This is a genomic window from Streptomyces sp. NPDC002754, from assembly GCF_053592315.1.
Genome location: NZ_JBSFVM010000020.1, coordinates 38,687 through 63,875, shown reverse-complemented (window position 1 = coordinate 63,875; position 25,189 = coordinate 38,687). Strand labels below are relative to the sequence as shown.

Sequence of the window (25,189 nt, the reverse complement as noted above, 5' to 3'; positions counted from 1 at the left end):
CTACGGCCACACCAGGCAGTACGCCTGATGTCCCGCATCGTGCAGGCGGTGGCTGAAGTCCTGCCACTCGTGCAGCAGTTGGTACACGTTGAACGCGTCGCGCGGGCCGCCGCGGTCGGGGACCGTGGACCAGATGAACGCCGCGGCGCCGACGGACTCCTCGCCGACCCCGCGCAGCGGGTCGACGACCGTCATGGGGAGCTTGACCACCGCGTAGTCGGGGTGGAGGACGACGAGTTCCAGGGGCGGAACCTTGTGCAGGGGTATGCCCTCTATGCCGGTGAGGACCATCGCGGCCACCGTCTCCGGCTTGATCTTGGTGAACATGCCGCCCATGCCCAACTCGTCACCGCCGAGCTCCTCGGGGCGCATGGAGATCGGGACGCGGGCTGCCGTGGCGCCGTCGGGCGCGCCGAAGTATTTGTACGTCACCCCCACCCGGCCACCATTCCCGATGTCCCCGTCCCTGATGTCCCTGGCCGCTATGCCCTCTACGTCCTCTTCGCGCCGGTGCTTCCCCCGCCGGGCACGCCGGGGGCCGAGGTCACCGGTCCCCTCGCCCAGTCCGCCACCGCGATGCATATCTCCACCCGACTGCTGTTCCCCAGGGCGCGCAAGCCCCTTTTGTAGGCCGCGCGACCGCCTGCGCGCAACCCGATCATCGTGTCAGTGACCTCCCCCACGGTCCCCAGCCGAAACGTGTCGGCAGAGTGTGGCGCCAGGCAGAGTCTAGGTCGCCACGGGTCCGCGCGCCGGGGCGCGCGAGGGTGGGCCGTACGCTGAGAGGTATGGCAGAGGCGAACAACACTCCCTATCCCTATGAGGCACCCGCGTCGCAGGGGCTTTTCGACCGAGCGGAAGCGGTCACGCCCGGTGGCGTGAACTCGCCCGTGCGCGCGTTCCGCGCGGTGGGCGGAACGCCCCGGTTCATGGTGTCCGGTGACGGTCCGTATCTCACCGATGCCGACGGGCGCGAGTACGTCGACCTCGTGTGCTCGTGGGGGCCGATGATCCTCGGCCATTCCCACCCCGAGGTCATCGCGGCCGTGCAGGAGGCCGTCTCGCGCGGCACCTCCTTCGGTACGCCGGGCGCGGGTGAGGTCGAGCTGGCCGAGGAGATCGTCGAGCGGATCGACCCCGTCGAGCAGGTGCGCCTCGTGTCCTCCGGCACCGAGGCGACGATGTCCGCGATCCGGCTCGCCCGTGGCTTCACCGGCCGGGCGAAGGTCGTCAAGTTCGCCGGCTGCTACCACGGGCACGTCGACGCGCTGCTCGCCGCCGCCGGGTCCGGCGTCGCCACGCTGGGCCTGCCGGACACCCCGGGTGTCACGGGTGCGCAGGCCGGCGACACGATCGTCCTGCCGTACAACGACATCGACGCCGTGCGCGCCGCGTTCGCCGCGCACCCCGGCGAGATCGCCTGCGTCATCACGGAGGCCTCGCCCGGCAACATGGGCGTCGTGCCGCCGAAGGCGGGCTTCAATCAGGGGCTCAAGGACGTGTGCGCCGAGAACGGCGCGCTGTTCGTCTCCGACGAGGTGATGACCGGCTTCCGTACGTCGAAGGCCGGCTGGTTCGGCGTCGACGGTGTCGTCCCCGACCTGATGACGTTCGGCAAGGTCATGGGCGGTGGCTTCCCCGCCGCCGCGTTCGGTGGCCGCGCCGATGTCATGGCGCACCTCGCCCCCGCCGGTCCCGTCTACCAGGCGGGCACGCTGTCCGGTAACCCCGTCGCCACCGCCGCGGGCGTCGCCCAGCTGCGGCTGCTCGACGACGCGGCGTACGCGAAGGTGAACGCGACGAGCGAGCAGCTGCGTTCGCTGGTCTCGCAGGCGCTCACCAAGGAAGGTGTCGCGCACCGCGTGCAGAACGCCTCCAACATGTTCACCGTGTTCTTCACGGAGAACGAGGTCACCAACTACGAGGACGCGAAGGGGCAGGACGCCTTCCGCTTCGGCCCGTTCTTCCACTCGATGCTGGAGCAGGGCGTGTACCTGCCGCCGTCGGCCTTCGAGTCCTGGTTCGTCTCGACCGCCCACGACGAGCGGGCGATCGCGCGCATCGAGGCCGCGCTGCCGGCCGCCGCCCGCGCCGCCGCGAAGGCCACGGCATGAGCGCCCCGAAGTCCGGCGACGACATCACGGTCGTCCATCTGATGCGCCACGGCGAGGTGCACAACCCGGACGGGATCCTGTACGGGCGCCTGCCCGACTACCACCTCTCCGAGCTCGGCCGCCGGATGGCCGACCGGGTCGCCGAGCACCTCTCCGGGCGCGACATCACGCACGTCGTGGCGTCCCCGCTGGACCGGGCGCAGGAGACGGCGACGCCGATCGCGAAGGCGCACGGCCTCGACCTGGACGGCGACGAACGGCTCATCGAGGCGGGCAACGTCTTCCAGGGCAAGACCTTCGGCGTCGGCGACGGCGCGCTGAAGAACCCGGAGAACTGGAAGCACCTGGTCAACCCGTTCAAGCCATCCTGGGGCGAGCCGTACATCGACCAGGTCGTGCGGATGATGGGCGCGCTCGATGCGGCGAAGGACGCGGCGCGCGGGCACGAGGCGGTGTGCGTCAGCCACCAGCTGCCCATCTGGATCGTGCGGAGTTACGTCGAGAAGCGGCGCCTGTGGCACGACCCGCGCAAGCGGCAGTGCACGCTGGCCTCGCTGACGACGTTCACGTACCAGGGCGACAAGATCGTGTCCGTGGGCTACACCGAGCCCGCCATCGACCTCGTCCCGGCTCATCTGCGGGCGGGAGTCAAGCCGGTGAAGGGCAAGGACAAGGCCTTCGGCGCCTGATCCCAACAGGCCCGTCCCGCATCCCTCCAAGGGCTGCGGGACGTTCCTCGCAAACCCCTTCTGAAGTGGGCTTTTCCCGGCGTGAGGGGGGTGCGGAAGATCCCCTAAACAGACATGCGAAACTTTTCACATGAGTGCCGCCTCCCGCACCCCCCGCACCACCGCGACGAAGCGCCGCGCCGCCAAGCTGACCGTTGGAGCCGCTGTCGCGGCCCTCGCGCTGACGGCCTGCGGCTCCGGCGGTACGTCGGGCGGCGGCAACAACACCAACTTCGTCTCCGGGTCCGGCGGCATCGCCACCGTCAAGAAGGGCGAGCGGCACGACGCCCCCTCCCTGACGGGCAAGGACCTCGAGGACAAGCAGCTCGACATGTCCGACTACAAGGGCAAGGTCGTCGTCCTCAACGTGTGGGGCTCCTGGTGCCCGCCGTGCCGCGCCGAGGCCCCGAACTTCGTGAAGGTCGCCAAGGACACCGAGAAGCAGGGCGTCCAGTTCCTCGGCATCAACACCCGGGACCCCAGCACCAGCCCGGCCCAGAAGTTCGAGGAGTCCTACGGGGTCCCGTACCCGAGCTATTACGACCCGACGGGCCGACTGCTCCTCAAGTTCGAGAAGGGCACACTCAACCCGCAGGCCATCCCCTCGACGATCGTCGTCGACCGCGAGGGCAAGATCGCCGCGCGTTCGCTCAAGCCACTCAGCGAGAAGGCCCTGCGCAAGATGGTCGCGCCGGTCGTCGCGGAGAAGTGAGCGAAGGTGAGCTCCTCCCTCGTCACACTCGCCGCCGGTGACACGGTCACGGACGGCGCGCTGCTCCTGGCCGTGCCGGTCGCCCTCCTCGGCGGCCTCGTCTCCTTCTTCTCCCCGTGCGTGCTGCCCCTCGTACCCGGCTATCTGTCGTACGTGACCGGCATCACCGGCACCGACCTCATGGAGCAGCGGCGGGGCCGGATGGCGGCGGGCGCCAGCCTGTTCGTCCTCGGGTTCACCGCCGTCTTCGTCTCCGGCGGCGCGCTGTTCGGCTTCTTCGGGCAGACGCTCCAGGAGTACCAGGGGGTGCTGAGCAAGGTGCTCGGCGTCCTCATGATCCTCATGGGCGTCTTCTTCATGGGCTTCATGCCCTGGGTGACGCAGCGGGAGATCCGCTTCCACAAGAAGCCCGCCGCCGGGCTCGCCGGAGCCCCGATACTCGGCGCGCTGTTCGGCATCGGCTGGACCCCCTGCATCGGCCCGACCCTCGCCTCCGTGATCGGCCTCTCCTCGGTGCAGAGCACCGCCGGCCGCGGGGCCATACTGACCATCGCGTACTGCCTCGGTCTCGGCCTGCCCTTTGTGCTCGCCGCGATCGCCTTCCGCAAGGCGCTCGGCGCGTTCGGCTGGGTCAAGCAGCACTACACGTGGGTGATGCGCATCGGCGGCATCATGATGATCCTGACCGGAGTTCTTCTGCTCACGGGCGCGTGGGACGCCCTCGTGGGGCAGATGCGGACCTGGTCCACCGGCTTCCAGGTGGGAATCTGATCCATGAGCAACACGACCGACGACGCGCGGAGCGGTGGCGACCCCACTGAGCTCGAAGCCGCGTCATCCCAACTGAGCACCGCTCCACAAGAGGACCGGTCGCCCACCCTGCCGAGGCTCGGTGTCATCGGCTGGGTCCGCTGGTTCTGGCGGCAGCTCACCTCGATGCGGGTCGCCCTGATCCTGCTGTTCCTGCTCTCCCTCGGCGCCATCCCCGGCTCCCTGATTCCGCAGGAGGGCACGGACCCGACCAAGGTCGCCGACTTCCGCGAGGCCCACGGGACGCTCGCGTCGGTCTACGACAAGATCGGCTTCTTCCACGTCTACGGCTCGGTGTGGTTCTCCGCGATCTACCTGCTGCTTTTCATCTCCCTCATCGGCTGCATCGTGCCGCGCACCTGGCAGTTCGTCGGGCAGCTGCGCGGCCGCCCGCCGGGCGCGCCCAAGCGGCTCGGCCGGCTGCCCGCGTACGCGACGTGGCGCACCGAGGCGGACCCCGAGCAGGTGCGCACCGCCGCCCTCGCGATGATGAAGAAGCGCCGCTACCGGGCGCACGTGGCGGGGACCGCGGTCGCCGCCGAGAAGGGGTACCTGCGTGAGGTCGGCAACCTCGCCTTCCACATCGCGCTGATCGTGCTGCTGATCTCCTTCGCCTGGGGCCAGCTGTTCAAGTTCGAGGGCGGCAAGCTCGTCACCGAGGGCGACGGGTTCGCCAACACCCTCACCCAGTACGACGACTTCCAGTCCGGCAACCTCTTCGACAGCGACCACGACCTGTCGCCGTTCAGCTTCACCCTCGACAAGTTCACGGCCACGTACGAGCGCACGGGTCCCGAGAAGGGCACCCCGCGCACGTTCCGCGCGAACGTCAGCTACACCGAGGGCTCCGGCGACAAGACGAAGAAGGCGAAGATCGAGTCCAACAAGCCGCTGGACATCGACGGAACCAAGATCTTCCTCAACGGGCATGGCTACGCGGTCCCCGTCACGGTCCGCGACGGCAAGGGCAAGGTCGTCTCGAAGCAGACCGTGCCGATGCTGCCGATCGACTCCAACCTCTCCTCGCAGGGCGCCATCAAGGTGATGGACGGCTACAGCGACGCCAAGGGCAAGAAGGAACAGCTGGGCTTCGCGGCCTGGTTCGTGCCGTCGTTCGCGGGTGCGGGCAAGGGCACGATGCTCTCCCAGTTCCCCGGGCTCGACTTCCCCGTCCTCGCGCTGAACGCGACGCACGGCGACCTCGGCGTGGACGCGGGCCTTCCGCAGAACGTGTACCAGCTGGACACCTCGCACATGAAGGCCTTCAAGGACTCCAAGGGCAAGGCGCTCAAGCAGCGGCTGCTGCCCGGCGAGACGATGAAGCTGCCGAACGGGGCGGGTTCCATCACGTTCGACAAGGACATCAAGGAATGGGTCACCTTCCAGATCTCCCACCAGCCCGGTGACACCTGGGCACTCGGCGGCGCCGTCGCCGCGATCTTCGGCCTGGCCGGCTCCCTGTTCATTCAGCGCCGCCGCGTCTGGGTGCGTGCCGTCGAGGGCCCCGACGGTGTGACCGTCGTCGAACTGGCGGGCCTCGGCCGCAGCGAGTCCGCGAAGCTGCCGGAGGAGCTCGGCTCCTTGGTCGAGCAGCTGCACAGCGAGGCGCCGAGCGCGCCCGCCCCCAGTGAACCCACAGTAACCTCCGCATCAACCACCGCTGTTCCTGCCGCCGAAGGGGCTGAGAAGTGACTCTCGCCGCCGCAGTCAACGAGAACCTGGCTCACACCAGTAACGTCCTCATCTACTCGTCGATGGCCGTGTACCTGCTCGCGTTCTTCGCGAACATGGCCGAGTGGATCTTCGGTAGCCGCAGCAAGGTCGGCCGAACGGCCGCCGCGCTGACCGGCAACGCCGAGGAGAAGGCCGCCGCGCCCGCGGTCACGGTCAAGAAGAAGGGCGGCACCGCCGTCCTGGAGCGGCCGAAGGTCGTGACGCGGGCCGCGGCCGGCGCGCGGGACGTGCCGGACGGCCCCGGCGCCGCGGCCGGTGACGTACAGGGCGACCTGTACGGGCGCATCGCCATCTCCCTCACGGCGCTCGGCTTCCTCATCGAGCTCGGCGGTGTGCTCACGCGCGCGCTCTCGGTGGAGCGGGCCCCGTGGGGCAACATGTACGAGTTCAGCATCACCTTCTCCACCGTCGCGGTGGCGATCTATCTGGTGCTGCTCGCGCTGAAGAAGAACGTGCGCTGGCTCGGCCTGCCCCTGGTCATCACGGTCCTGCTCGACCTCGGCCTCGCGACCACCGTGCTGTACACGTCCAGCGACCAGCTGGTGCCGGCGCTGCACTCGTACTGGCTGTACATCCACGTCTCGACGGCGATCTTCTGCGGCGCGGTCTTCTACGTCGGCGCGGTCGGCACGATCCTGTACCTCTTCAAGGACTCGTACGAGAACAAGCTGGCGTCCGGCGGCCAGCCGGGCCGGTTCGCGACGTCCATCATGGAGCGGCTGCCCGCCTCGCAGTCCTTGGACAAGTTCTCCTACCGCGTGAACGCGGCCGTCTTCCCGCTGTGGACGTTCACGATCATCGCGGGCGCCATCTGGGCGGGCGACGCGTGGGGCCGCTACTGGGGCTGGGACCCCAAGGAGACCTGGTCGTTCATCACCTGGGTCGCCTACGCGGCGTACCTGCACGCCCGCGCGACCGCCGGCTGGAAGGGCCGCAAGGCCGCCTACCTGGCGCTGATCGCCTTCGGCTGCTGGATCTTCAACTACTACGGCGTCAACATCTTCGTCACGGGCAAGCACTCGTACGCCGGGGTGTAATCCGCCTCGGCGCAGTGGTGAAGGGCCGGTCCTGCGGGGCCGGCCTTTCGCGTACGCGGGTAGCGGCCGGTCAAGGGCCCAGCGAGCGCCAGATCCGCTCCGACAGGACGCGCGCGGCCTGGTCGAGGTCGGTCTCGTGCGTCCCGGCGAGCCAGCCGCGCGCGAGGCCGACGACGGGGCCGAGCACCAGCGCCTCGATGAGCGGCTCGGGCAGCGGTGCGACCGCACCGGAGTCGACGTGCTGCCGCATCCACACGGTGAGCGGGGAGAGCCGGGCCTCCTGCGCGTCGCGCAACTGGCGGGCCTGCGCCATCCCGAGCCGGTCGGCGTACGAGGAGTGCAACAGGCGGGAGGCGTCGGGGTGTTCGCGGATGAAGCGCAGATACGTCTCGACGATCGCGCGGATTCCCGTGCGCGGCGTGCGGGAGCGTTCGAGGGCCGCGGTGAGTTCCTCGAGGAGCCGGCCGAGCCAGCGCAGCAACAGCGCCTGCATCAGCCCGTCGACGCTGCCGAAGTGGTGGTACAGGCTGCCGGGACTGGCCCCGCCCGTGCGCGTCAGGGAGCTGACGGTGATGCCCTGCTCGCCCGCGTCCGCGTAGACGCGCAGTGCGGCATCGAGGAGGCGGTCGACGGTTTCCGTGCCGCGCAGTTGCTTGGGGCTCATGTCGACGACCAGCCTAAGGCACCGTCGGGGCTGTGTTTCTATAGTGAATTTCTAGAAATTCACTCCAGTTCAGTATGGTGCTGAGCCACACTGATCTCCGCGAACGGCCCGAGGGGGGCACCTCAGGTGCGGGGGCGTCGAGCGGCACAGGGGACCGCTCGACGTCCCCCAGCCATGGCTCACTCCCCGATGTCTTCGTGCCACAGCTCCGGCTTCGCCGCGATGAACTCCGACATCATCGTCACGCACTCGGGGTCGTCCAGGACCACGATCTCCACGCCCTGCTCGGCGAGCCACTCGTGTCCGCCGTGGAAGGTGTGCGCCTCGCCGAGGATCACGCGCGAGATGCCGAACTGCCGTACCAGGCCCGAGCAGTACCAGCAGGGGCTGAGCGTGGTCACCATCGTGGTGCCCTTGTACGTGCGCTGCCGGCCCGCCCTGCGGAAGGCGTCGGTCTCCCCGTGTGCGGACGGGTCGGCGTCCTGCACGCGCCGGTTGTGGCCGCGGCCGAGCACCTTGCCTTCGGCGGAGTACAGGGCGGCGCCGATCGGGATGCCCCCTTCGGCGAGGCTGTCCCTCGCCTCCTCCACGGCGGTGGCGAGCCAGGTGCGGGCGAGGTCGAGATCCATGGTGCTCATTCGTCCTTTTTGTCGTCGTCCCTCAGGGACCGCAGGAACTCGGGGTTGTCGTCGGGCGCGACGAACCGCGCGCTGCCGCCGCCCGCCGGAGCGCGGCGCGGCCTGCCCGCCAGGAACCAGGCGATCGGGCCGAGGAGCACCTGGCCGAAGAGCAGGATGATGAAGACCCAGGCCAGCTTGGGCAGGCCCCGCACCTCTTTCTCCGGGGTGTTCAGGCAGTCGATGAACGCGTAGATCCAGAGCGCCAGGACCAGCAGGAACGGCAAGTAGCGCAGCATGGTGTCGCGATCCCCCAAGGAGCGGAACGGGGCACATCGGGCCCCCGGTGACCGGGCCAGCGTAACCGGTGCCCGATACTGGAACGCATGGCTTACGACGATCTTCGCTCCCTGCTCAGGGCTCTGGAGCGCGAAGGCGACCTGAAGCGCATCAAGGCCGAGGTCGACCCGCACCTGGAGGTCGGTGAGATCGTCGACCGGGTGAACAAGGCCGGCGGCCCCGCCCTCCTCTTCGAGAACGTGAAGGGCGCGTCGATGCCCCTCGCGATGAACGTGTACGGCACCGACCGCCGGCTCCTCAAGGCGCTCGGCCTCACGTCGTACAACGACATCAGCGACAAGATCGGCGGCCTGCTGAAGCCGGAGCTGCCGCAGGGCTTCGTCGGCATCCGCGAGGCGTTCGGCAAGCTCGGCGCGATGACGCACGTACCGCCGAAGAAGGTGAAGTCGGACGCCGCCCCCGTGCAGGAGGTGGTGCTGCACGGCGAGGACGTCGACCTCGACAAGCTGCCCGCGCTGTTCACCTGGCCCGAGGACGGCGGCTCCTTCTTCAACCTGGGGCTCACCCACACCAAGGACCCGGAGACGGGCGTCCGCAACCTCGGGCTCTACCGCCTTCAGCGCCACGACAAGCGCACCATCGGCATGCACTGGCAGATCCACAAGGACAGCCGGAACCACTACCAGGTGGCCGCCCGCAAGGGCGAGAAGCTCCCGGTCGCGATCGCCTTCGGCTGCCCGCCGGCGGTCACGTACGCGTCGTCGGCGCCGCTGCCCGGCGACATGGACGAGTACATGCTGGCCGGGTTCATCCAGGGCAAGCGCGTCGAGATGGTCGACTGCAAGACGGTGCCGCTCCAGGTCCCGGCCAACGCCGAGGTCGTCATCGAGGGCTGGCTGGAGCCGGGCGAGATGCTCCCTGAGGGCCCCTTCGGCGACCACACCGGTTTCTACACGCCGCAGGAGCCGTTCCCGGCGCTGAAGATCGACTGCGTGACGATGCGGAAGCGCCCGCTGATCCAGTCGATCGTGGTGGGGCGCCCGCCGACGGAGGACGGTCCGCTGGGCCGCGCCACGGAGCGCTTCTTCCTCCCCCTGCTCAAGGTGATCGTCCCGGACATCGTCGACTACCACCTGCCGGAGTCCGGTGGCTTCCACAACTGCGCGATCGTCTCGATCGACAAGAAGTACCCGAAGCACGCCCAGAAGGTGATGAGCGCGATCTGGGGCGCGCACATGATGTCGCTGACGAAGCTCATCGTCGTCGTCGACTCCGATTGCGACGTCCACGACCTTCATGAAGTCTCGTGGCGAGCCCTCGGCAACACCGACTACGCCCGGGACCTGACCGTGGCCGAAGGCCCGGTCGACCACCTCGACCACGCCTCGTACCAGCAGTTCTGGGGCGGTAAGGCGGGCATCGACGCGACGAAGAAGTGGCCCGAGGAGGGCTACACGAGGGACGGAGGCTGGCCCGAGATGGTCGTCTCCGACCCCCGTACGGCGGCCCTGGTGGACCGCCGTTGGAAGGAGTACGGACTCTAGTGACCAGCGCTTCAGCAGCAATCCCGCAGCAGCCGGGACGGACCAAGGCGTTTCTGCGCCTGGTCATGATCGAGCACTCGGTCTTCGCGCTGCCCTTCGCGTACATCGCCGCCCTGACGGCGATGTTCCAGCTGGACGAGAACATCCACTGGGGGCGCCTGCTCCTGGTCACCATCGCGATGGTCGGCCTGCGGACGTTCGCGATGGCGGCGAACCGGATCATCGACCGGGAGATCGACGCCCGCAATCCGCGCACCGCGCACCGCGAGTTGGTCACCGGCGCGATGTCGGTGAAGACCGCGTGGACCGGCGCGCTGGTCGCCGTCGTCGTCTTCCTCGGCGCGGCGGCGCTCCTCAACCCGCTCTGCCTGGCGCTGGCGCCCATCGCGGTGATCCCGATGGTGGTCTACCCGTACGGCAAGCGGTTCACGAACTTCCCGCAGGCGATCCTCGGCCTCGCCCAGGCGATGGGCCCGATCGGCGCGTGGATCGCGATCACGGGGGAGTGGTCCTGGACCGCTGTCATCCTCGGCCTCGCCGTCGGCATCTGGATCGGCGGCTTCGACCTGATCTACGCATGTCAGGACGTGGAGACGGACCGCGAGGTCGGCGTGAAGTCGGTCCCGGCCCGCTTCGGCATCCCGGGAGCGATCTGGGGCGCGCGGGTCTGCCACACCCTCACGACCGCCCTGTTCGTCTGGTACGCCCTGGCCACGGACGCGGGCACCTTCTTCTGGGTCGGCCTCGTGATCGTCGCGGGCGCCTTCCTCTACGAGCACACGATCGTGAAGCCCCGCGACCTGTCCCGCCTCAACCGGGCGTTCTTCCAGGTCAACGGCTTCATCGGCATCGCACTCTTCGCGTGCGCGCTGCTGGATCTGCTCGTGCGGGGACTGACGGTCTAGGACCGACAGGCCCTAGAACGAGCCCTGGGCCGACGGGCGGCGGCGGAAGAGGAACGCCGCCGCCACCCCCGCGGCGAGGCCGATCAGGTGGCCCTGCCAGCTCACGCCGTCGTTCGTGGGGGAGAGGCCCGCCAGGAACGACGTGCCCCAGTACGCGGCTATGAGGACGCCGACGACGATGCCGAGCGGCCGGCGCTCCACGAAACCGGACAGGACGACGAAGGCGAACAGGCCGAAGATGAGGCCCGACGCACCCGCCGTGTTCGTGTGCGCCGGGGCCACCAGCCACACCCCGAGCCCGTCCGCCACGATGATCAGGGCGCAGGCCAGGAAGAAGCGGCGCAGGCCGCCGAGCGCCGCGACGAAGCCGAGGACCAGCAGGGGTATCGAGTTCGCCGCGACATGCGCGAAGCCGAAGTGGATGAAGGACGCCGGTACGACGTCGATCAGCTCGGAGGCCTCGCGCGGCTGAATGCCGAAGGTGTCCAACGCCTGCCCCGATGCCGCGTCGACCACCTCGATGAGCCAGAGCAGCGCCACCCAGGCGAGCATCACCTTGCCCGCCGCCAGCGCCCGCCCGCGCGTCGGCCGCCGCGGCACCGCCGCCGCGCCCGATCCGTCCTCGTACGTCATCCCAGCCCCCGCCCGTCATGGAAAGAACGCTCGTCGCCCCTGCGCAAGTTCCCCTCCGGGGCCGACGGATAGGCTCGTGGTGTGGAGCACGTGAAAGCAAGCAGCCGCACGCCCTGGGTCGTCGGGGTGTCCGGAGCGTCAGGTACCCCGTACGCCGCTTCCGTGCTGCGCGCCCTGCTCGCGGCCGGCGAATCCGTGGACCTCGTCGTCTCACGGGCCTCGCGGCTCACGCTGCTCGACGAGACGGGGATCCCGCTCCGGGACGCGCACTGGCGCGAGGACCTGGCGCAGTGGCTGGCGCGCGGCGCCGACGGCAAGCCCGACACGTTCGGTGACATCGGACTCGACGACGTGCGGTACTGGCCCGCCGGTGATCTCGCGGCCGGCCCGTCCTCCGGCTCGTACCCGGTCAAGGGCATGATCATCGTGCCCGCTTCGACGGCGTGCGTGGCCGGTGTCGCGCTCGGGCTCTCGAAGGATCTGCTGCAACGCGCGGCCAGTGTGACGCTCAAGGAACGGCGGCCGCTGATCGTCGCCGTACGGGAAACGCCGCTGAACGGGCAGACGCTCAAGCACCTGGTGTCGCTCGACGAGGCGGGCGCCGTGGTGCTGCCCGCGTCACCGGCGTTCTACGCGGGGGCGACGCACATCCAGGATCTCGTGGACTTCGTCGCGGGGCGGACGCTCGACGCGGCGGGAGTGCCGCACACGCTGTACCGCCGGTGGGAGGGCGAGCTCGGGGGAGGCTCCCGTGCAGCCGAGTGACGCGGACGTGATGCGTGGACTTTAGATTTTGCGATGATAAACCCTAGCGCGCCTTCGATTGTACGCGTAAGATCACGTCAACGCTGAACAATGAAAGGCAATGGACCTTATGGACGCCGTGGACAGGCAGCTCATCCAGGCCCTGCGTGAGAACGGCCGCGCCTCGTATGCGGAGTTGGGCCGGCTTGTCGGCCTGTCCGGACCCAGTGTCACGGACCGCATCAACCGCCTCGAGGCGGCCGGGGTGATCACCGGCTACCGCGCCACCGTCGACTCCGCCTCGCTCGGCCTCGGTGTCACCGCCCTCATCGGCATCTCGCTCTCCGACGCGGCCGACCACGAGGACGTGGCGCACCGCCTGCGCGATCTGCACGAGATCGAGGACTGCTGGTTCATCGCGGGCGACGACTCGTACATGCTGAAGGTCCGCGCGGGTGACGTGGACAGCCTGGAGCGGACGATCCGTCGCCTCAGCGGTACGAAGGGCGTGTCCCGGACGCGCACCACGATCATTCTCTCCACGAAGTGGGAGAACCGGGTGGGGGAGCTCCCCGAAGAGGTGTGACCCGAAGAGGTGTGAGGGGACGGGCCCTGCCGGGGCCTGTCGGTGCGACGGCGTACGGTGGGACGGTCGTTGAGCGAGGAGAGGTACGGGCACATGGACGCAGGGCTCAAGCGCGAGCTGGAGCAGAAGGTCAGGGACGGTGAGCGGCTGTCCCGCGAGGACGGCATCGCGCTCTACGAGTCGGACGACCTGGCCTGGCTCGGTGGCCTCGCCCACGAGGTGCGCACGCGTAAGAACGGCGACGTCGTGCACTTCAACGTCAACCGTCACCTGAACATGACGAACGTGTGCACCGCTTCGTGCGCCTACTGCTCCTTCCAGCGCAAGCCCGGCGAGAAGGACGCCTACACGATGCGCATCGAGGAGGCGGTCAAGCTCGCCAAGGAGATGGAGGGCGACAACCTCACCGAACTGCACATCGTCAACGGGCTGCACCCGAACCTTCCGTGGCGCTACTACCCGCGCTCCCTGAAGGCGCTCAAGGAGGCCCTGCCGAACGTCGGGCTCAAGGCCTTCACGGCGACCGAGATCCATCACTTCGAGAAGATCTCCGGGATGGGCGCGAGCGAGATCCTCGACGAGCTGATCGAGGCGGGGCTGGAATCGCTGACCGGTGGTGGCGCCGAGATCTTCGACTGGGAGATCCGGCAGCACATCGTCGACCACGACACCCACTGGGAGGACTGGTCGCGCATCCACCGCCTGGCGCACGAGAAGGGGCTCAAGACCCCCGCGACGATGCTGTACGGGCACATCGAGGAGCCCCGGCACCGCGTCGACCACGTGCTGCGGCTGCGTGAACTGCAGGACGAGACCGGCGGTTTCCAGGTCTTCATCCCGCTGCGCTACCAGCACGACTTCGTGGACATGAAGGACGGCAAGGTCCGTAACCGCCTTCAGGCGGGGACGACGATGGCCACGGGTGCGGAGGCTTTGAAGACCTTCGCCGTGTCGCGGCTGCTGTTCGACAACGTGCCGCACGTGAAGTGCTTCTGGGTCATGCACGGACTGCACACCACGCAGCTCGCGATGCAGCACGGGGCGGACGACATGGACGGCTCGGTCGTCGAGTACAAGATCACGCATGACGCGGACAATTACGGTACGCCGAACAAGATGACGCGTGAGGATCTGCTCGATCTGATTCGCGATGCGGGGTTCCGGCCGGTGGAGCGCAATACGCGGTACGAGATCATCCGTGAGTACGAGGGGGCCGATCCCGGGCGGCGGGATGAGCCGCAGCCCATGCGAGTGTGATGGTGGCGGGCACCCGTCCACCGGCCAGGGGGCTCCGCCCCGGACCCCGCGCCTCAAACGCCGGCGGGGCTGGAAATGCTTGATTTATCAAGCCCCTGCGGCGGTTGAGCAGCGGGGTCCGGGGCGGAGCCCCGGGGTTTTAGAGCGGGAGCATCATGTGGATGTCGTCGCGGTCGTCTCCGGGGGCCACCCGGATCGCTCCGGGGACGCGGCCGACCTCCCTGTAGTCGCACGCCGCGTAGAACGCATCCGCCCCCGTACCCCCACGGCAGGTGAGCCGCAGAGCCTCGATGCCCTCGAACGAGCGGGCGACATCCGCGGCGGCAGACATCAGCGCGCGCCCGTACCCCTTGCCCTGGTGCGCGGGGTGCACCATCACCGTGTAGAGCCACAAGTGGTGCTTCATCAGGCGGTGTTGGTTGAACGCGAGGAAGGCCGACGCCGCGACCCGGCCCTGCTCGTCGCGGCCCACGAGGAGCCGGGTCCGGCCCCCGGCGAGGTCGGCGAGGCGCTTCACCAGCTCGGGGCGTATGTCCTCGGTGGTGACCGGCGGGACGAAGCCGACCGCGCCGCCGGCGTTCGTGACGTCCGACCACAGGGTGAGGAGCCCGTCGCGCAGATCGGGGTCGACGGCCGGGTCGAGTTCGAAGGTGAGGGGAGTCGTGGTGCGCATGGGTCCGAGCGTAACCAGAGGCGAGGTCGTGACGTTCGGACGTCCGGATCGGGACCTTCGGCCGTAGGGAGCGGCTAAGCACCGGGCGTAGCTTGTGAATGTATTCACGAGCGAAAGAAGGCAACGGCCATGGCTCTCCACGCATCGGACAGTCCCGCCCGACACAGCGCCACGGGCGCCCCGCGCCGGGGCGCCGGCAGCCAGGACGACGTCGTCGTCCGCGCGCCCGCCGCCCGCGGGATCCTCGCCGTGTCCCGCGTACTCGTCGGCTTCTACTTCCTGTGGGCCTTCCTGGACAAGACCTTCGGCTTCGGGAAGGCGACTCCCTCCGGCGGAAGCTGGCTGAACGGCGGCAGCCCCACCGAGGGCTTCCTTCTGCACGGCACGTCCGGCCCCTTCGCCCACATGTTTGACTCCGTGGCCGGCGCCTGGTGGCTCGACCTGGTCTTCATGCTCGGCCTGCTCGGCGTCGGCCTCGCCATGGTCCTCGGCATCGGCATGCGGATCGCGGCCGCCGCGGGCACGCTGATGATGGCCTTCATGTGGCTCGTCTCGCTGTGGCCCGACAGCAACCCGTTCATGGACGACCACTGGATGATCGCCCTCGTCCTGCTGATCACCGCGGCCACCGGCGCGGGCCGCTACTACGGTCTCGGCGGGGTGTGGGCCCAGCTGCCCGTCGTCCGCAACAACCGGTGGCTGATCTGACGCGCCGATCCGACGCCGCGAGCCCCCGCTGGAATCGAGTGCCCCTCCCCGTGCTTCACTGGAGGGGCGCTCGTCCTGTAAGGGCATCATTTCGGAACGGAAGAGTGGATTGACATGCTCCGCTACACGCTGATGCGGCTCGGAATCTTCGTGGGCTGTTTCCTCGTCGTCTGGGGTCTCGTCGCCACCGGTATCGTGCCCGCCGGCATCGGTGGCTCCTACTGGCTGTGGATCGCACTGATCGGCCTGGTCATCTCCGCGCCCATCAGCTACGTCGTGCTGCGCGGTGAGCGCGACCGCGCCTCCAAGAAGGTCATCGAACGCGTGGACCGCGCCAAGTCGAACATGGCGGCCAACCGCTCCATGGAGGACGACGCGGACGACGCCGCCCGCACCCGCGCCCACACACAGGACGCGTAAGCTTCCTCACACTCGGGACGACCCCGGCACCGCATCAGGTGCCGGGGTCGCCTGCATTTTCAAGGCAAATGCCACTTTGAGCCCGTACGGGCACCTCATCTGCCCCAAAGAAGCCCTTTGATGTTCTCAAAGTTGCGGTGTTAACGTTCCTGTCATGAAGACATCAGTTGCGCCTGAAACCGCCATGAGCGTCGCGCTCGTGGAGCGCCTGCATGTCGATCTCTGCCGCTGCATGTCCGCGGCCTGTCGCGCCTGATCGCTCAGTTTCGACTTCTCCGGCCGAAGCGACGCAGCGGCTCCGTTGACCACGTTTCGCGGTCGCCGCTCCTGTACGTCCCCGTCTTGTCCCGCGTGTCCTCACTGGAGTGCCTCCGTGTCCGCGAACACCCCCGCAGCCGAACAGAAGTCCGGCTTCCGAATACCCAAGATCCCGTTCTGGGCGCAGATCCTGGGCGGTCTCGTCCTGGGTGTGCTGCTCGGCTGGCTGGCCCGCAACCAGGACATCTCCTGGCTCGTCACCACCCTGCAGAAGGTCGGCGACACCTTCATCCAGCTGCTGAAGCTGGCCGTTGCCCCGCTGGTCTTCTTCGCGATCCTGGTGTCGATCACCAACCTTCGTAAGGTCAACAACGCCGCCCGGCTCGCGTCGCGCACGTTGCTCTGGTTCATGGTCACGTCGCTGATCGCGGTCGTCATCGGCCTCGCGATCGGCCTGCTCACAAACCCGGGCGCCGGCACGGGCCTGACCGCGAAGGACGGCGCCAAGCCGGAACACGCCGGTTCCTGGCTCGACTTCCTCACCGGCATCATCCCGACGGACGTCATCACGCCGTTCACCGAGCTGAACGTGCTGCAGATCGTCTTCATGGCGGCCGTCGCCGGCATCGCCATCCTGAAGGTCGGCGAGAAGGCCCAGCCGATCCTCACGCTCTCCGAGTCGGTCCTCGAGCTCCTCCAGAAGGCCCTGTGGTGGGTCATCAAGCTCGCCCCGATCGGCACCATCGGCCTCATCGGCAACGCCATCGCCACGTACGGCTGGAACCTGATCAGCAAGTACGCGACGTTCACCGTCGACATCTACGTCGGCTGCGCCCTGGTCCTCTTCGGCGTCTACCCGCTGCTGCTGTGGACGGTCGCGAAGCTCAGCCCGCTGCAGTTCTTCAAGGGCGCCTGGCCTGCGATCCAGCTGGCCTTCGTCTCCCGCTCCTCCGTCGGCACGATGCCGCTCACGCAGCGGGTCACCGAGCGCCTCGGCGTCCCGAAGGAGTACGCCTCCTTCTCCGTCCCCTTCGGTTCGACGACCAAGATGGACGGTTGCGCCTCGATCTACCCGGCGATCGCCGCGATCTTCGTCGCGCAGATCTTCAACATCGACCTGAACATCGGTGACTACCTGCTCATCGCGTTCGTGTCGGTGATCGGTTCCGCCGCCACCGCCGGTCTGACGGGCGCCACGGTCATGCTGACGCTGACCCTGTCGACGCTCGGCCTGCCGATGGAGGGCGTCGGCCTGCTCCTCGCGATCGACCCGATCCTGGACATGATGCGGACGGCGACGAACGTCGCGGGTCAGGCGCTCGTCCCGGTGATCGTCTCCGCCCGCGAGAAGATCCTCGACCGCGACGCCTACGACAACGCGACGTCCTCCCCGGTGGACGAGCCGCAGGAGGTGGCCGTCCCGGCCGCCGCCTGACATCCCCCGGTTCGCTCCACCATCTACGTAGTCCCGCCCCCTGCTCCCTGGGGGCGGGACTACGTGCGTTCGCGGTCGTTCTCGTTGCGCCGCACCGGGGGCGCCTCAATCGCCGGCGGGGCTTGATCAATCAAGCCCCGGCCGCGCTGCGTAGGGTGGTCCGTGCGGATCGTGCGGAGAGAGGCGGCTGGGGTGGGTGGCGAGGGGCAGGTCGGGGTGGTGCGGCAGAAGAGGATGCCGCGGGCCGAGCGGGAGCGGCAGATGCTGGACGCCGCGGTCCGGGTGTTCGGGGAGCGGGGGTACCGGGCCGCGTCGATGGACGAGATCGCCGAACTGGCGGGCGTGTCCAAGCCGTTGGTGTATCTGTACCTGAACTCGAAGGAAGACCTGTTCAGCGCATGCATCCGGCGGGAGGCCAAGGCGCTGGTCGACGCGGTCCGGGCAGGCGTACGCACGGACGTGGCCGCCGACCGGCAGCTGTGGGAGGGCCTCACCGCCTTCTTCGCGCACACCGCCGAGCGGCCCGACGGATGGGCGGTGCTGCACAGCCAGGCGCGCTCCGGCGGAGACCCGTTCGTGGCGGAGGTCGTCGCCATGCGCGAGGAGATCGTCGCGTTCGTGACCGGGCTCATCGCGGCGACCGCGCGCGAGGCGCACGACAAGCCCGAGCTGGTCGAGCGCGAGGTCACGGGCCTCGCCCAGGCCCTGGTCGGCGCGGCGGAGGCGCTCGCCGGCTGGGCGAACGCGGACGCTTCGGTGTCCGCGAAGGAGGTCGCCACGACGATGATGAACTTTGCCTGGTCGGGGCTCGGCAACCTGATGGACGGGCGGCGCTGGTCAGCCCGTTAGCGGGTGCGCCTCGACGGTGAGGTGGGTGCGCTTCCCGTCCGCCGAACGCAGCTCGAGGGCCGGCCCCTGGGCCGCGTACACCACTTCGCCCGGCAGCAGCACCGGCGCCTTGAAGTGGGCCTGTACGTGGACGGGCCCGTGCGCCTTGTGCTCCGCGAGGCAGCGGGCCACCGTCCACATGCCGTGCGCGATGGCTCGCGGGAAGCCGAAGAGGCGGGCCGTGAGCGGGTGCAGGTGGATGGGGTTGCGGTCGCCGGACGCGGCGGCGTAGCGGCGGCCGAGGTCGTCGGAGAGCTGCCAGCGGGTGAGCTCGGGCAGCGGTTCGGCGGGCTCCCGCGGTGCCTCGGGCGGGGCCGGCGCGGACGTCTTGTGCCGGGCCAGATACGTACTGGTCGACTGCCACACCGGTTCCGGTTCGCCCGCGGCGGCGTGCAGCTCGGTGACGACGACGGCCTCGGTGCCGCGGCGGTGCGGCCGCAACTCCCTTACCCGTACGGCCAGTTCGAACGTTTCGGTCGGGGACAGGTCGCGTTGCTGCGTGATCGCGATCGACGTGTGGACGAGGCCGAGCAGCGGCAGCGGGAACGCGCGCGCCGACATCAGCCGCATGGCCAGCGGGAAGCCCAGGACGTGCGGGTACGTGAGCGCCAACTCGGGCCTCCCGGTCGCGAATCCGCAGGTCCGCTCGTAGGCGGTGAGGTGGTCCTGCGCGATGCGGAGCCCTGGAACGGTGAGCCGGGTATCGGCGAACGGGGCGTCCGGGCGGGGCCGCTTGAACGGGGAAAGTACGGCGCCGCGCAACATGAGGGGGAGCAGGGCGGGAACGGCGTCGAGGGCGACGGTGCGGGTCATGAGGGGTCCTAAGGGAGGGGCGGGTGGGCATATCAAGCCCCGCCGGCGATTGAGGCGCGGGGTCCGGCGCGGAGCCCCGTGAGCGGAGGATGGCGGGCCGGGCGCGTCCGGTGCCGAGGCGCACCCGAACCCGCCCGCCCCGGAGGGGTTACGCCCCGAGCAGGGACTGGCCGCAGACCCGGACGACCTGCCCATTCACGGCCCCGGACGCAGGGGACGCGAACCAGGACGTCGCCTCCGCCACATCCACCGGAAGCCCACCCTGCCCAAGGGAGTTCATGCGCCGCCCGGCCTCCCGGATGAACAACGGAACGGCCGCCGTCATCTTCGTCTCGATGAAACCGGGAGCCACCGCGTTCACCGTCACACCGTGCTCCGCGGCGGCCCGCGGCGCCAGCGACCGTACGAGCCCGACGACGCCCGCCTTGCTCGCCGCATAGTTGGTCTGCCCCGCGTTCCCCGCGATCCCGGCGATGGACGCGGTCGCGACGATCGCTCCGCCGCGCCGCACGGCCCCCGCCTTGAGCAGCGCGTCCGTCGTCCGCAACACGCTCGCGAGGTTCACCTCGAGGACCGAACTCCAGCGCTCGGCCGCCATGTTGGCGAGGCGCCGGTCGCGGGTGATGCCCGCGTTGTGCACGAGGACGTCCAGGCCGTCGGGCACGAACTCGGCGATCCGCTCACCCGCGTCGTCCGCCGTGATGTCCAGTGGCAGCGCGCGCCCGCCGAGCCGCTCCGCCACCTTCGCGAGATCGGCCCCGGCCGACGGGACGTCGAGCAGGACGACCTCGGCGCCGTCCCGTACGAGGGTCTCGGCGACGGCCTCGCCGATGCCGCGCGCGGCGCCGGTAACGAGGGCGGTGCGGCCGGCGAGGGGTTGTTCCCAGTCTCCGGGGAGCTTCAACTCGCCGCCCGTAGCGCCTACTTGGACCACCTGCCCGCTGACGTACGCCGACTTCGGCGACAGCAGAAAGCGCAGGGTCGACTCGGCGCCGGCCACCGGGCCCGCGACGCGCACCAGGTTCACGGTGCGGCCGCGCCCGATCTCCTTGCCGAGTGAGCGCACGAAGCCTTCGAGGCCCTGTTGCACGGCCGCCTGGTGGTGGTCTTCGGGGGACGGGGGTGCGCCGAGGACGACCACGCGGCCGCCCGTCGCCATGGAGCGCACGACCGGATGCAGCGCGGCGTGCACCTCGGCGAGGGCGTCCAGGCCGTGGGCGGCGGTGGCGTCGACGACGACGGCCGTGGGCCGCTCGGCGTCGGACGTGACCGCGAGTCCGGTGCGGCCCAGCAGCTCCGCGAGGACCTTGCGATGCGTGGATTCGCCCGCCGTGAGGTGCAGCAACTGACCATCCAGGCACGGGCGTTCGGGGCTGAAACGGTGCAGTGGTGCGGGCTGCGGCAGGCCGAGGCGGCGGGTCAGGAAGCGGCCCGGGGTCGTGCCGGTGAAGTTCAGATAGCGGTCGGCCACGGTCCAGCTCCCAGCTCGGCGTAAATTTACTACGGAGTAAGGTTACTCATAGGTCAGTACTTGTCGAGAGGCACCGCGAGAGCTCAGGAGCTGCCGAACATGACGCGAACCCCGAAGGGCCCTGCCGCCCCCGTCCTGGGAAACGCACCACGTCGTGTCGCCGTCGTCGCCGGCAACCGCATCCCGTTCGCGCGCTCCGACGGCCCGTACGCGACCGCGTCCAACCAGGACATGCTGACCGCCGCGCTCGACGGCCTCGTGGGGCGGATGAAGCTCCACGAGCCCGGCGCCGTCGGTGAGTTCGTGGCGGGCGCCGTGCTGAAGCACAGCCGCGACTTCAACCTCGCACGCGAGACCGTGCTCGGTTCGATGATGGACGCGCGCACGCCCGCGTACGACATCCAGCAGGCCTGCGGCACCGGGCTGCAGGCCGTGATCGCCGCCGCCAACAAGATCGCGCTCGGTCAGACCGAGAGCGCCGTCGCGGGCGGCTCCGACACCGCGAGTGACGCCCCGCTCGGCGTCAACGACGAGCTGCGCAAGATCCTCCTTGAGGCGCGGCGGGCGAAGTCGGCGGGCGGCCGGTTGAAGGCGCTCGCCAAGGTCAGGCCGGGGCACCTGGTCCCCGACATCCCGCGCAACGCGGAGCCGCGCACCCGGCTGTCCATGGGCGAGCACGCCGCCGTCACCGCGCGCGCGTGGGGCATCGCCCGCGAGGCCCAGGACGAGCTGGCCGCCACCAGTCATCAGCGTCTCGCGGCGGCGTACGAGCGGGGGCTCCTGGACGATCTCGTCGTGCCGTACCGGGGGCTCGAGCGGGACCAGAACCTGCGGCCGGGGTCGACCGTCGAGCAACTCGCCAAGCTGAAGCCGGTGTTCGGGGTCAAGGGTGACGACCCGAACCCGACCATGACGGCCGGGAATTCGACGCCGTTGACGGACGGCGCGGCGGTGGTGCTGCTCGCGAGCGAGGAGTGGGTGGCGTCGCGCGGGCTTGAGCCGCTCGCGTATCTCACGGCGTACGAGACGGCGGCGGTCGACTTCGTAGGCGGGGACGTCGCGGGCGGCGACGGCGACGGGCTGCTCATGGCGCCCGCGTATGCCGTGCCGCGGATGCTGGAGCGGGTGGGGCTCGGGGTCGAGGACTTCGACCTGGTCGAGGTGCATGAGGCGTTCGCCTCGCAGGTGTTGGCGACGCTCGCCGCGTGGGAGAAGGCGGGGCTTTCGCCGGTGGACCGGGGGCGGTTGAACGTGGCGGGGTCGTCGCTCGCGACCGGGCATCCGTTCGCGGCGACGGGGGCGAGGATCGTCGCCACGTTGGCCAAGTTGTTGGCGGAGCGGGGTGGTTCGGGGCGGGGCCTGATCTCGATCTGCGCGGCGGGCGGCCAGGGCGTCACCGCTGTGCTGGAACGTGCTTGACGCCACGGGGCTCCGCCCCGGACCCCGCGCCTCAATCGCCGGCGGGGCTCAAAAAACCAACCGCCGGCGGGGCTTGGAAGACCAACCATCGGCAGGGCTCGAAAGGTCAATCGTCGGCGGGCTTGATCTATCAAGCCCCGCCGGCGATTGAGGCGATCAAGCCCCTGCGGCGATTGAGCAGCGGGGTCCGGGGCGGAGCCCCGTGGCGTCGGCGCCTTCAGGGTGAGGAGGCGGGGTCCAGGTTCAGGGCCGCTTCCTCGTCCGGCGAACCCGGAGGGGCCTGGTAGACGACCAGGCGTTGGCCCCCCGTGCGGGCGAGCCGCATCACCTCGAACGTGAGCGTCATCGCACCGACCTTCGGATGCGCGAAGGACTTGGTGCCGCCACTGCGTTCCTGGACGTCGTACCGGTCCCAGATGCGGGTGAAGTCCGTTGACTTGAGGGTGAGTTCGCCCACGAGTGCGGTCAGCCGCGGATCGTCGGGATCGGTACCCGCGATGGCCCGCAGGTGCGCCACCGACGCGGTCACCGTCTCCTCCCACGGCACGTACAGCTCACGCCCCGTCGGGTGCAGGAAGAGGTAGCGCGTGATGTTGCGCTGCTCGTCCGGCCAGTCCCACAGCCCCGGCAGCAGCCGACGGCCCGGCGGATTCGCGGCGAGTACGTAGTTGTGCCGGCTGACGACGTACGCGGGCAGCGGTCGCAGCGCCTCCAGCACCCGCAGCACCGAGGGACGGACCGTGTCGTCGGCGGTGGGACGCGGTTCGCTGGGGCGTCCCGAGGCCAGTTCCGCCAGTTCGTGGAGGCGCTCGTAGGAGTCGCCGCGCAGCCGCAGGGCGCGGGCGATGGCGTCGAGCACGGCGGCGGACGGGTTGGTCTCGCGGCCCCGCTCCAGGCGCGTGTAGTAGTCGACGCTGACGCCCGCGAGCGTGGCCAGCTCCTCGCGGCGCAGCCCGGGTGTGCGGCGCAGGCCCGTACCGGCGGGCAGGCCCGCGTCGGCCGGGGTGACCTGCCCCCTGCGGGCCCGCAGGTAGCGGCCCAGTTCCGTGGTCTCAGCCATACGTGCATTCTGCATCGTCGTCGAGAGCGGTGGGGGGCCGTCTCAGGGCCAGGAACGCGGCACCCCGGTGGAGCGCGGCCTGCCACCTTTCGCCGCGCGGCCGCAGAGTGGTTCTCGCTGCGGGTGGCCGGCAGGCGAGGGCCCTTCTCGGAAGGGCCCGGGGCCCAGGGAGTGCATGTCACAGGGCCGCGGCCCGTGCCGGCCGCCCACCCGCACTTCGAACACCGCGCCCCAGGAGGACCGTGTGACCACCGTCGCCGCCAGAGCCCGTACTCGTACGCGACCCGTACTCGACGCCGAGGCAACCGCACCCGGCCGCACCGGCCGGACCCCCGCCCTCCTCGCCGCGCTGCTCGGCTTCGCCGTGATCACCATCGACGTGTCGGCGGTGAACATCGCGCTGCCCGGCATCCGCGACGACCTGCACGGCGGGATGGCCGGGTTGCAGTGGGTGGCGGACGCGTACACGTTGATGTTCGCCGGGCTGATGCTCTCGGCGGGTGCGCTGTCCGACCGCACGGGCGCCCGCCGCGCCTACGTCCTCGGCACCGCCCTCTTCACCGTCGCCTCGCTGGCCTGCGCCGTCGCGCCCGGTCTCGGCGCGCTGATCGTGGCCCGGGTCGTCCAGGGCGGGGCGGCGGCGGTCCTCATGCCGGCCTCGCTCGCGCTGATCCGGGAGGCGTACGACGACGCGCGGCAGCGGGCGCGGGCGATCGCGCTGTGGACGGTCGGCGGTTCGGTGTCGATGGCGGCGGGCCCGGTGCTCGGCGGCGTACTGACCGAACACGTCGGCTGGCGTGCGGTGTTCTTCCTCAACCTGCCCGTGGGCGCGGCGATCCTGGCCCTGCTCGTGAAGGTCGCCCCCTCGCCCCGCCGCCCGGCACCGATCGACGTCCCCGGCCAGATCACGGCCGTCCTCACGCTGGCGGGCCTGACCTTCGCGGTGATCGAGGGCGGTGGCCTGGGACTCGTGGCACTGGTGGTCGCTGTCGTCTGCGCGCTCACCTTCTACGTGACGGAGAAGCGGCACCGCGCCCCGATGGTCCCGCTGACCATGCTGCGCGACCGCACGGTGTCGGTGTCGCTGGCGGTCGGCTTCGCCGTCAACGTCGGCTTCTACGGGGTGGTGTTCCTGCTCGGCCTCTACCTCCAGCAGCTCCGGGGCATGTCCGCGACGGCGGCGGGCCTGGTCTTCGTGCCGCTGGCCGTACTGATCACCGGGACGAACCTGATCTCGCCGCGCGTGGCCGAACGCTTCGGCCGCCGCCCGGTCGTCGTCATCGGCCAACTCGTGCTGGCGCTCGCCATGTTCGCCCTCCTGCCGCTGACCGCGCACACGCCGATGTGGCTGCTCCTGCTGCTCCTCGTCCCGACCGGGCTCGGCGGGGCGTTCGCGATCCCCGCGGTGACGGCGATGCTGATGGACGCGGTTCCGGGCCCGCGCGTGGGCACGGCCTCCGGCCTCCTCAACGCGCTGCGCCAGACCGGCGGGGCGCTGGCGGTGGCCCTCTTCGGCACGTTGCTCGCGGGGTCGGGGGAGGGCACGTTCTCCCTGGCCGGGATGCGGGTGAGCCTGGTGGTTGCGGGCACCCTCCTGGCCGCGACGGCAACGCTGAGCGCGGCGCTGCTGCGCACATCAAGCCCCGCCGGCGATTGAGG

General features: G+C 69.9%; 26 protein-coding genes. 17 read left to right on the top strand and 9 right to left on the bottom strand.

What is annotated here, in order from left to right:
• Entirely contained in the window at positions 1–582 is a 582-nt protein-coding gene (locus tag ACWD2L_RS29585; RefSeq protein ID WP_351339769.1) for a hypothetical protein, read from the bottom strand.
• 206 nt (positions 583–788) lie between these two features.
• Here ACWD2L_RS29585 and hemL point away from each other — a divergent pair, with 206 nt between their 5' ends.
• The 6 genes from hemL (at position 789) to ccsB (ending at position 7,135) form a co-directional block, all read left to right on the top strand.
• Positions 789–2,114 (top strand): glutamate-1-semialdehyde 2,1-aminomutase, encoded by a 1,326-nt coding sequence (hemL, locus tag ACWD2L_RS29580; protein WP_351339772.1) that lies wholly within the window; start codon positions 789–791, stop codon positions 2,112–2,114.
• The gene (locus tag ACWD2L_RS29575) at positions 2,111–2,803 is read left to right on the top strand and encodes a histidine phosphatase family protein (protein ID WP_351339774.1); all 693 of its coding nucleotides are present in this window, start codon (positions 2,111–2,113) and stop codon (positions 2,801–2,803) included. The genes hemL and ACWD2L_RS29575 overlap by 4 nt, the downstream gene beginning before the upstream one ends.
• 130 nt (positions 2,804–2,933) lie before the next feature.
• Positions 2,934–3,554: a TlpA family protein disulfide reductase gene (locus ACWD2L_RS29570; protein WP_351339777.1), complete on the top strand. Its 621-nt coding sequence runs from the start codon at positions 2,934–2,936 to the stop codon at positions 3,552–3,554.
• A 6-nt stretch (positions 3,555–3,560) separates the two neighbouring features.
• Positions 3,561–4,325, top strand: coding sequence for a cytochrome c biogenesis CcdA family protein (locus tag ACWD2L_RS29565; RefSeq protein WP_351339780.1), 765 nt, complete (start codon positions 3,561–3,563; stop codon positions 4,323–4,325).
• 3 nt (positions 4,326–4,328) lie between these two features.
• A complete protein-coding gene (resB, locus tag ACWD2L_RS29560) occupies positions 4,329–6,056 on the top strand; it encodes a cytochrome c biogenesis protein ResB (protein ID WP_351339782.1) in 1,728 nt (575 codons plus the stop codon).
• Entirely contained in the window at positions 6,053–7,135 is a 1,083-nt protein-coding gene (gene ccsB / locus ACWD2L_RS29555) for a c-type cytochrome biogenesis protein CcsB (RefSeq protein ID WP_351339785.1), read from the top strand. Before resB ends, ccsB begins: the two co-directional genes overlap by 4 nt.
• A 70-nt stretch (positions 7,136–7,205) precedes the next feature.
• Here ccsB and ACWD2L_RS29550 read toward each other — a convergent pair whose 3' ends face one another.
• The 3 genes from ACWD2L_RS29550 to ACWD2L_RS29540 form a co-directional block, all read right to left on the bottom strand.
• Positions 7,206–7,799, bottom strand: a complete 594-nt coding sequence (locus tag ACWD2L_RS29550; RefSeq protein ID WP_351339786.1) for a TetR/AcrR family transcriptional regulator — start codon at positions 7,797–7,799, stop codon at positions 7,206–7,208.
• A 179-nt stretch (positions 7,800–7,978) separates the two neighbouring features.
• Positions 7,979–8,428 (bottom strand): nucleoside deaminase, encoded by a 450-nt coding sequence (locus ACWD2L_RS29545; RefSeq protein WP_351339823.1) that lies wholly within the window; start codon positions 8,426–8,428, stop codon positions 7,979–7,981.
• A gap of 5 nt (positions 8,429–8,433) precedes the next feature.
• Positions 8,434–8,715, bottom strand: coding sequence for a PLD nuclease N-terminal domain-containing protein (locus ACWD2L_RS29540; RefSeq protein ID WP_351339789.1), 282 nt, complete (start codon positions 8,713–8,715; stop codon positions 8,434–8,436).
• Between the two features lie 87 nt (positions 8,716–8,802).
• Here ACWD2L_RS29540 and ACWD2L_RS29535 point away from each other — a divergent pair, with 87 nt between their 5' ends.
• Positions 8,803–10,260, top strand: coding sequence for a menaquinone biosynthesis decarboxylase (locus tag ACWD2L_RS29535; protein WP_351339792.1), 1,458 nt, complete (start codon positions 8,803–8,805; stop codon positions 10,258–10,260).
• Positions 10,260–11,165 carry a menaquinone biosynthesis prenyltransferase MqnP gene (gene mqnP, locus ACWD2L_RS29530; RefSeq protein WP_351339795.1) on the top strand — a complete coding sequence of 302 codons (906 nt, stop codon included), beginning with the start codon at positions 10,260–10,262 and terminating at the stop codon, positions 11,163–11,165. Before ACWD2L_RS29535 ends, mqnP begins: the two co-directional genes overlap by 1 nt.
• A 12-nt stretch (positions 11,166–11,177) precedes the next feature.
• Here the strand turns inward: mqnP and ACWD2L_RS29525 are convergent, their stop codons facing one another.
• Positions 11,178–11,798, bottom strand: coding sequence for a rhomboid family intramembrane serine protease (locus tag ACWD2L_RS29525; protein ID WP_351339797.1), 621 nt, complete (start codon positions 11,796–11,798; stop codon positions 11,178–11,180).
• A gap of 81 nt (positions 11,799–11,879) precedes the next feature.
• Here ACWD2L_RS29525 and ACWD2L_RS29520 point away from each other — a divergent pair, with 81 nt between their 5' ends.
• The 3 genes from ACWD2L_RS29520 to mqnE all read left to right on the top strand — a co-directional run bounded on the left by ACWD2L_RS29520 (position 11,880) and on the right by mqnE (position 14,385).
• On the top strand, positions 11,880–12,563 hold the full coding sequence (locus tag ACWD2L_RS29520) for a UbiX family flavin prenyltransferase (RefSeq protein WP_351339800.1): 684 nt from the start codon (positions 11,880–11,882) through the stop codon (positions 12,561–12,563).
• Between the two features lie 109 nt (positions 12,564–12,672).
• Positions 12,673–13,128 (top strand): Lrp/AsnC family transcriptional regulator, encoded by a 456-nt coding sequence (locus ACWD2L_RS29515; protein WP_266712846.1) that lies wholly within the window; start codon positions 12,673–12,675, stop codon positions 13,126–13,128.
• A 93-nt stretch (positions 13,129–13,221) separates the two neighbouring features.
• A complete protein-coding gene (mqnE, locus tag ACWD2L_RS29510; protein ID WP_351339802.1) occupies positions 13,222–14,385 on the top strand; it encodes an aminofutalosine synthase MqnE in 1,164 nt (387 codons plus the stop codon).
• A 139-nt stretch (positions 14,386–14,524) separates the two neighbouring features.
• Here the strand turns inward: mqnE and ACWD2L_RS29505 are convergent, their stop codons facing one another.
• Positions 14,525–15,058, bottom strand: a complete 534-nt coding sequence (locus ACWD2L_RS29505; protein ID WP_351339805.1) for a GNAT family N-acetyltransferase — start codon at positions 15,056–15,058, stop codon at positions 14,525–14,527.
• Between the two features lie 129 nt (positions 15,059–15,187).
• Between ACWD2L_RS29505 and ACWD2L_RS29500 the strand changes: the two genes are divergently transcribed.
• From ACWD2L_RS29500 to ACWD2L_RS29485, 4 genes are all read left to right on the top strand, one after another.
• On the top strand, positions 15,188–15,766 hold the full coding sequence (locus ACWD2L_RS29500) for a DoxX family protein (protein ID WP_351339807.1): 579 nt from the start codon (positions 15,188–15,190) through the stop codon (positions 15,764–15,766).
• 114 nt (positions 15,767–15,880) lie between these two features.
• On the top strand, positions 15,881–16,186 hold the full coding sequence (locus ACWD2L_RS29495) for a DUF4229 domain-containing protein (RefSeq protein ID WP_351339810.1): 306 nt from the start codon (positions 15,881–15,883) through the stop codon (positions 16,184–16,186).
• Positions 16,187–16,559: 373 nt separating this feature from the next.
• The gene (locus ACWD2L_RS29490) at positions 16,560–17,879 is read left to right on the top strand and encodes a dicarboxylate/amino acid:cation symporter (protein WP_351339813.1); all 1,320 of its coding nucleotides are present in this window, start codon (positions 16,560–16,562) and stop codon (positions 17,877–17,879) included.
• Positions 17,880–18,113: 234 nt separating this feature from the next.
• Complete coding sequence (locus tag ACWD2L_RS29485; RefSeq protein WP_351339826.1) at positions 18,114–18,728, top strand: TetR/AcrR family transcriptional regulator; 615 nt, start codon at positions 18,114–18,116, stop codon at positions 18,726–18,728.
• Here the strand turns inward: ACWD2L_RS29485 and ACWD2L_RS29480 are convergent.
• Positions 18,717–19,580, bottom strand: a complete 864-nt coding sequence (locus ACWD2L_RS29480) for a MaoC family dehydratase (protein WP_351339815.1) — start codon at positions 19,578–19,580, stop codon at positions 18,717–18,719. The genes ACWD2L_RS29485 and ACWD2L_RS29480 overlap by 12 nt on opposite strands.
• A 148-nt stretch (positions 19,581–19,728) precedes the next feature.
• Positions 19,729–21,051, bottom strand: coding sequence for a 3-oxoacyl-ACP reductase (locus ACWD2L_RS29475; RefSeq protein WP_351339817.1), 1,323 nt, complete (start codon positions 21,049–21,051; stop codon positions 19,729–19,731).
• A gap of 99 nt (positions 21,052–21,150) precedes the next feature.
• Between ACWD2L_RS29475 and ACWD2L_RS29470 the strand changes: the two genes are divergently transcribed.
• The gene (locus tag ACWD2L_RS29470; RefSeq protein WP_351339819.1) at positions 21,151–22,470 is read left to right on the top strand and encodes an acetyl-CoA C-acetyltransferase; all 1,320 of its coding nucleotides are present in this window, start codon (positions 21,151–21,153) and stop codon (positions 22,468–22,470) included.
• 217 nt (positions 22,471–22,687) lie between these two features.
• Here the strand turns inward: ACWD2L_RS29470 and ACWD2L_RS29465 are convergent, their stop codons facing one another.
• Entirely contained in the window at positions 22,688–23,530 is an 843-nt protein-coding gene (locus ACWD2L_RS29465) for a helix-turn-helix domain-containing protein (protein ID WP_351344983.1), read from the bottom strand.
• Between the two features lie 244 nt (positions 23,531–23,774).
• On the opposite strand from ACWD2L_RS29465, the gene ACWD2L_RS29460 reads away from it, so the two are divergent.
• Positions 23,775–25,187: an MFS transporter gene (locus ACWD2L_RS29460; RefSeq protein WP_351344986.1), complete on the top strand. Its 1,413-nt coding sequence runs from the start codon at positions 23,775–23,777 to the stop codon at positions 25,185–25,187.
• Positions 25,188–25,189 lie beyond the last annotated feature (2 nt).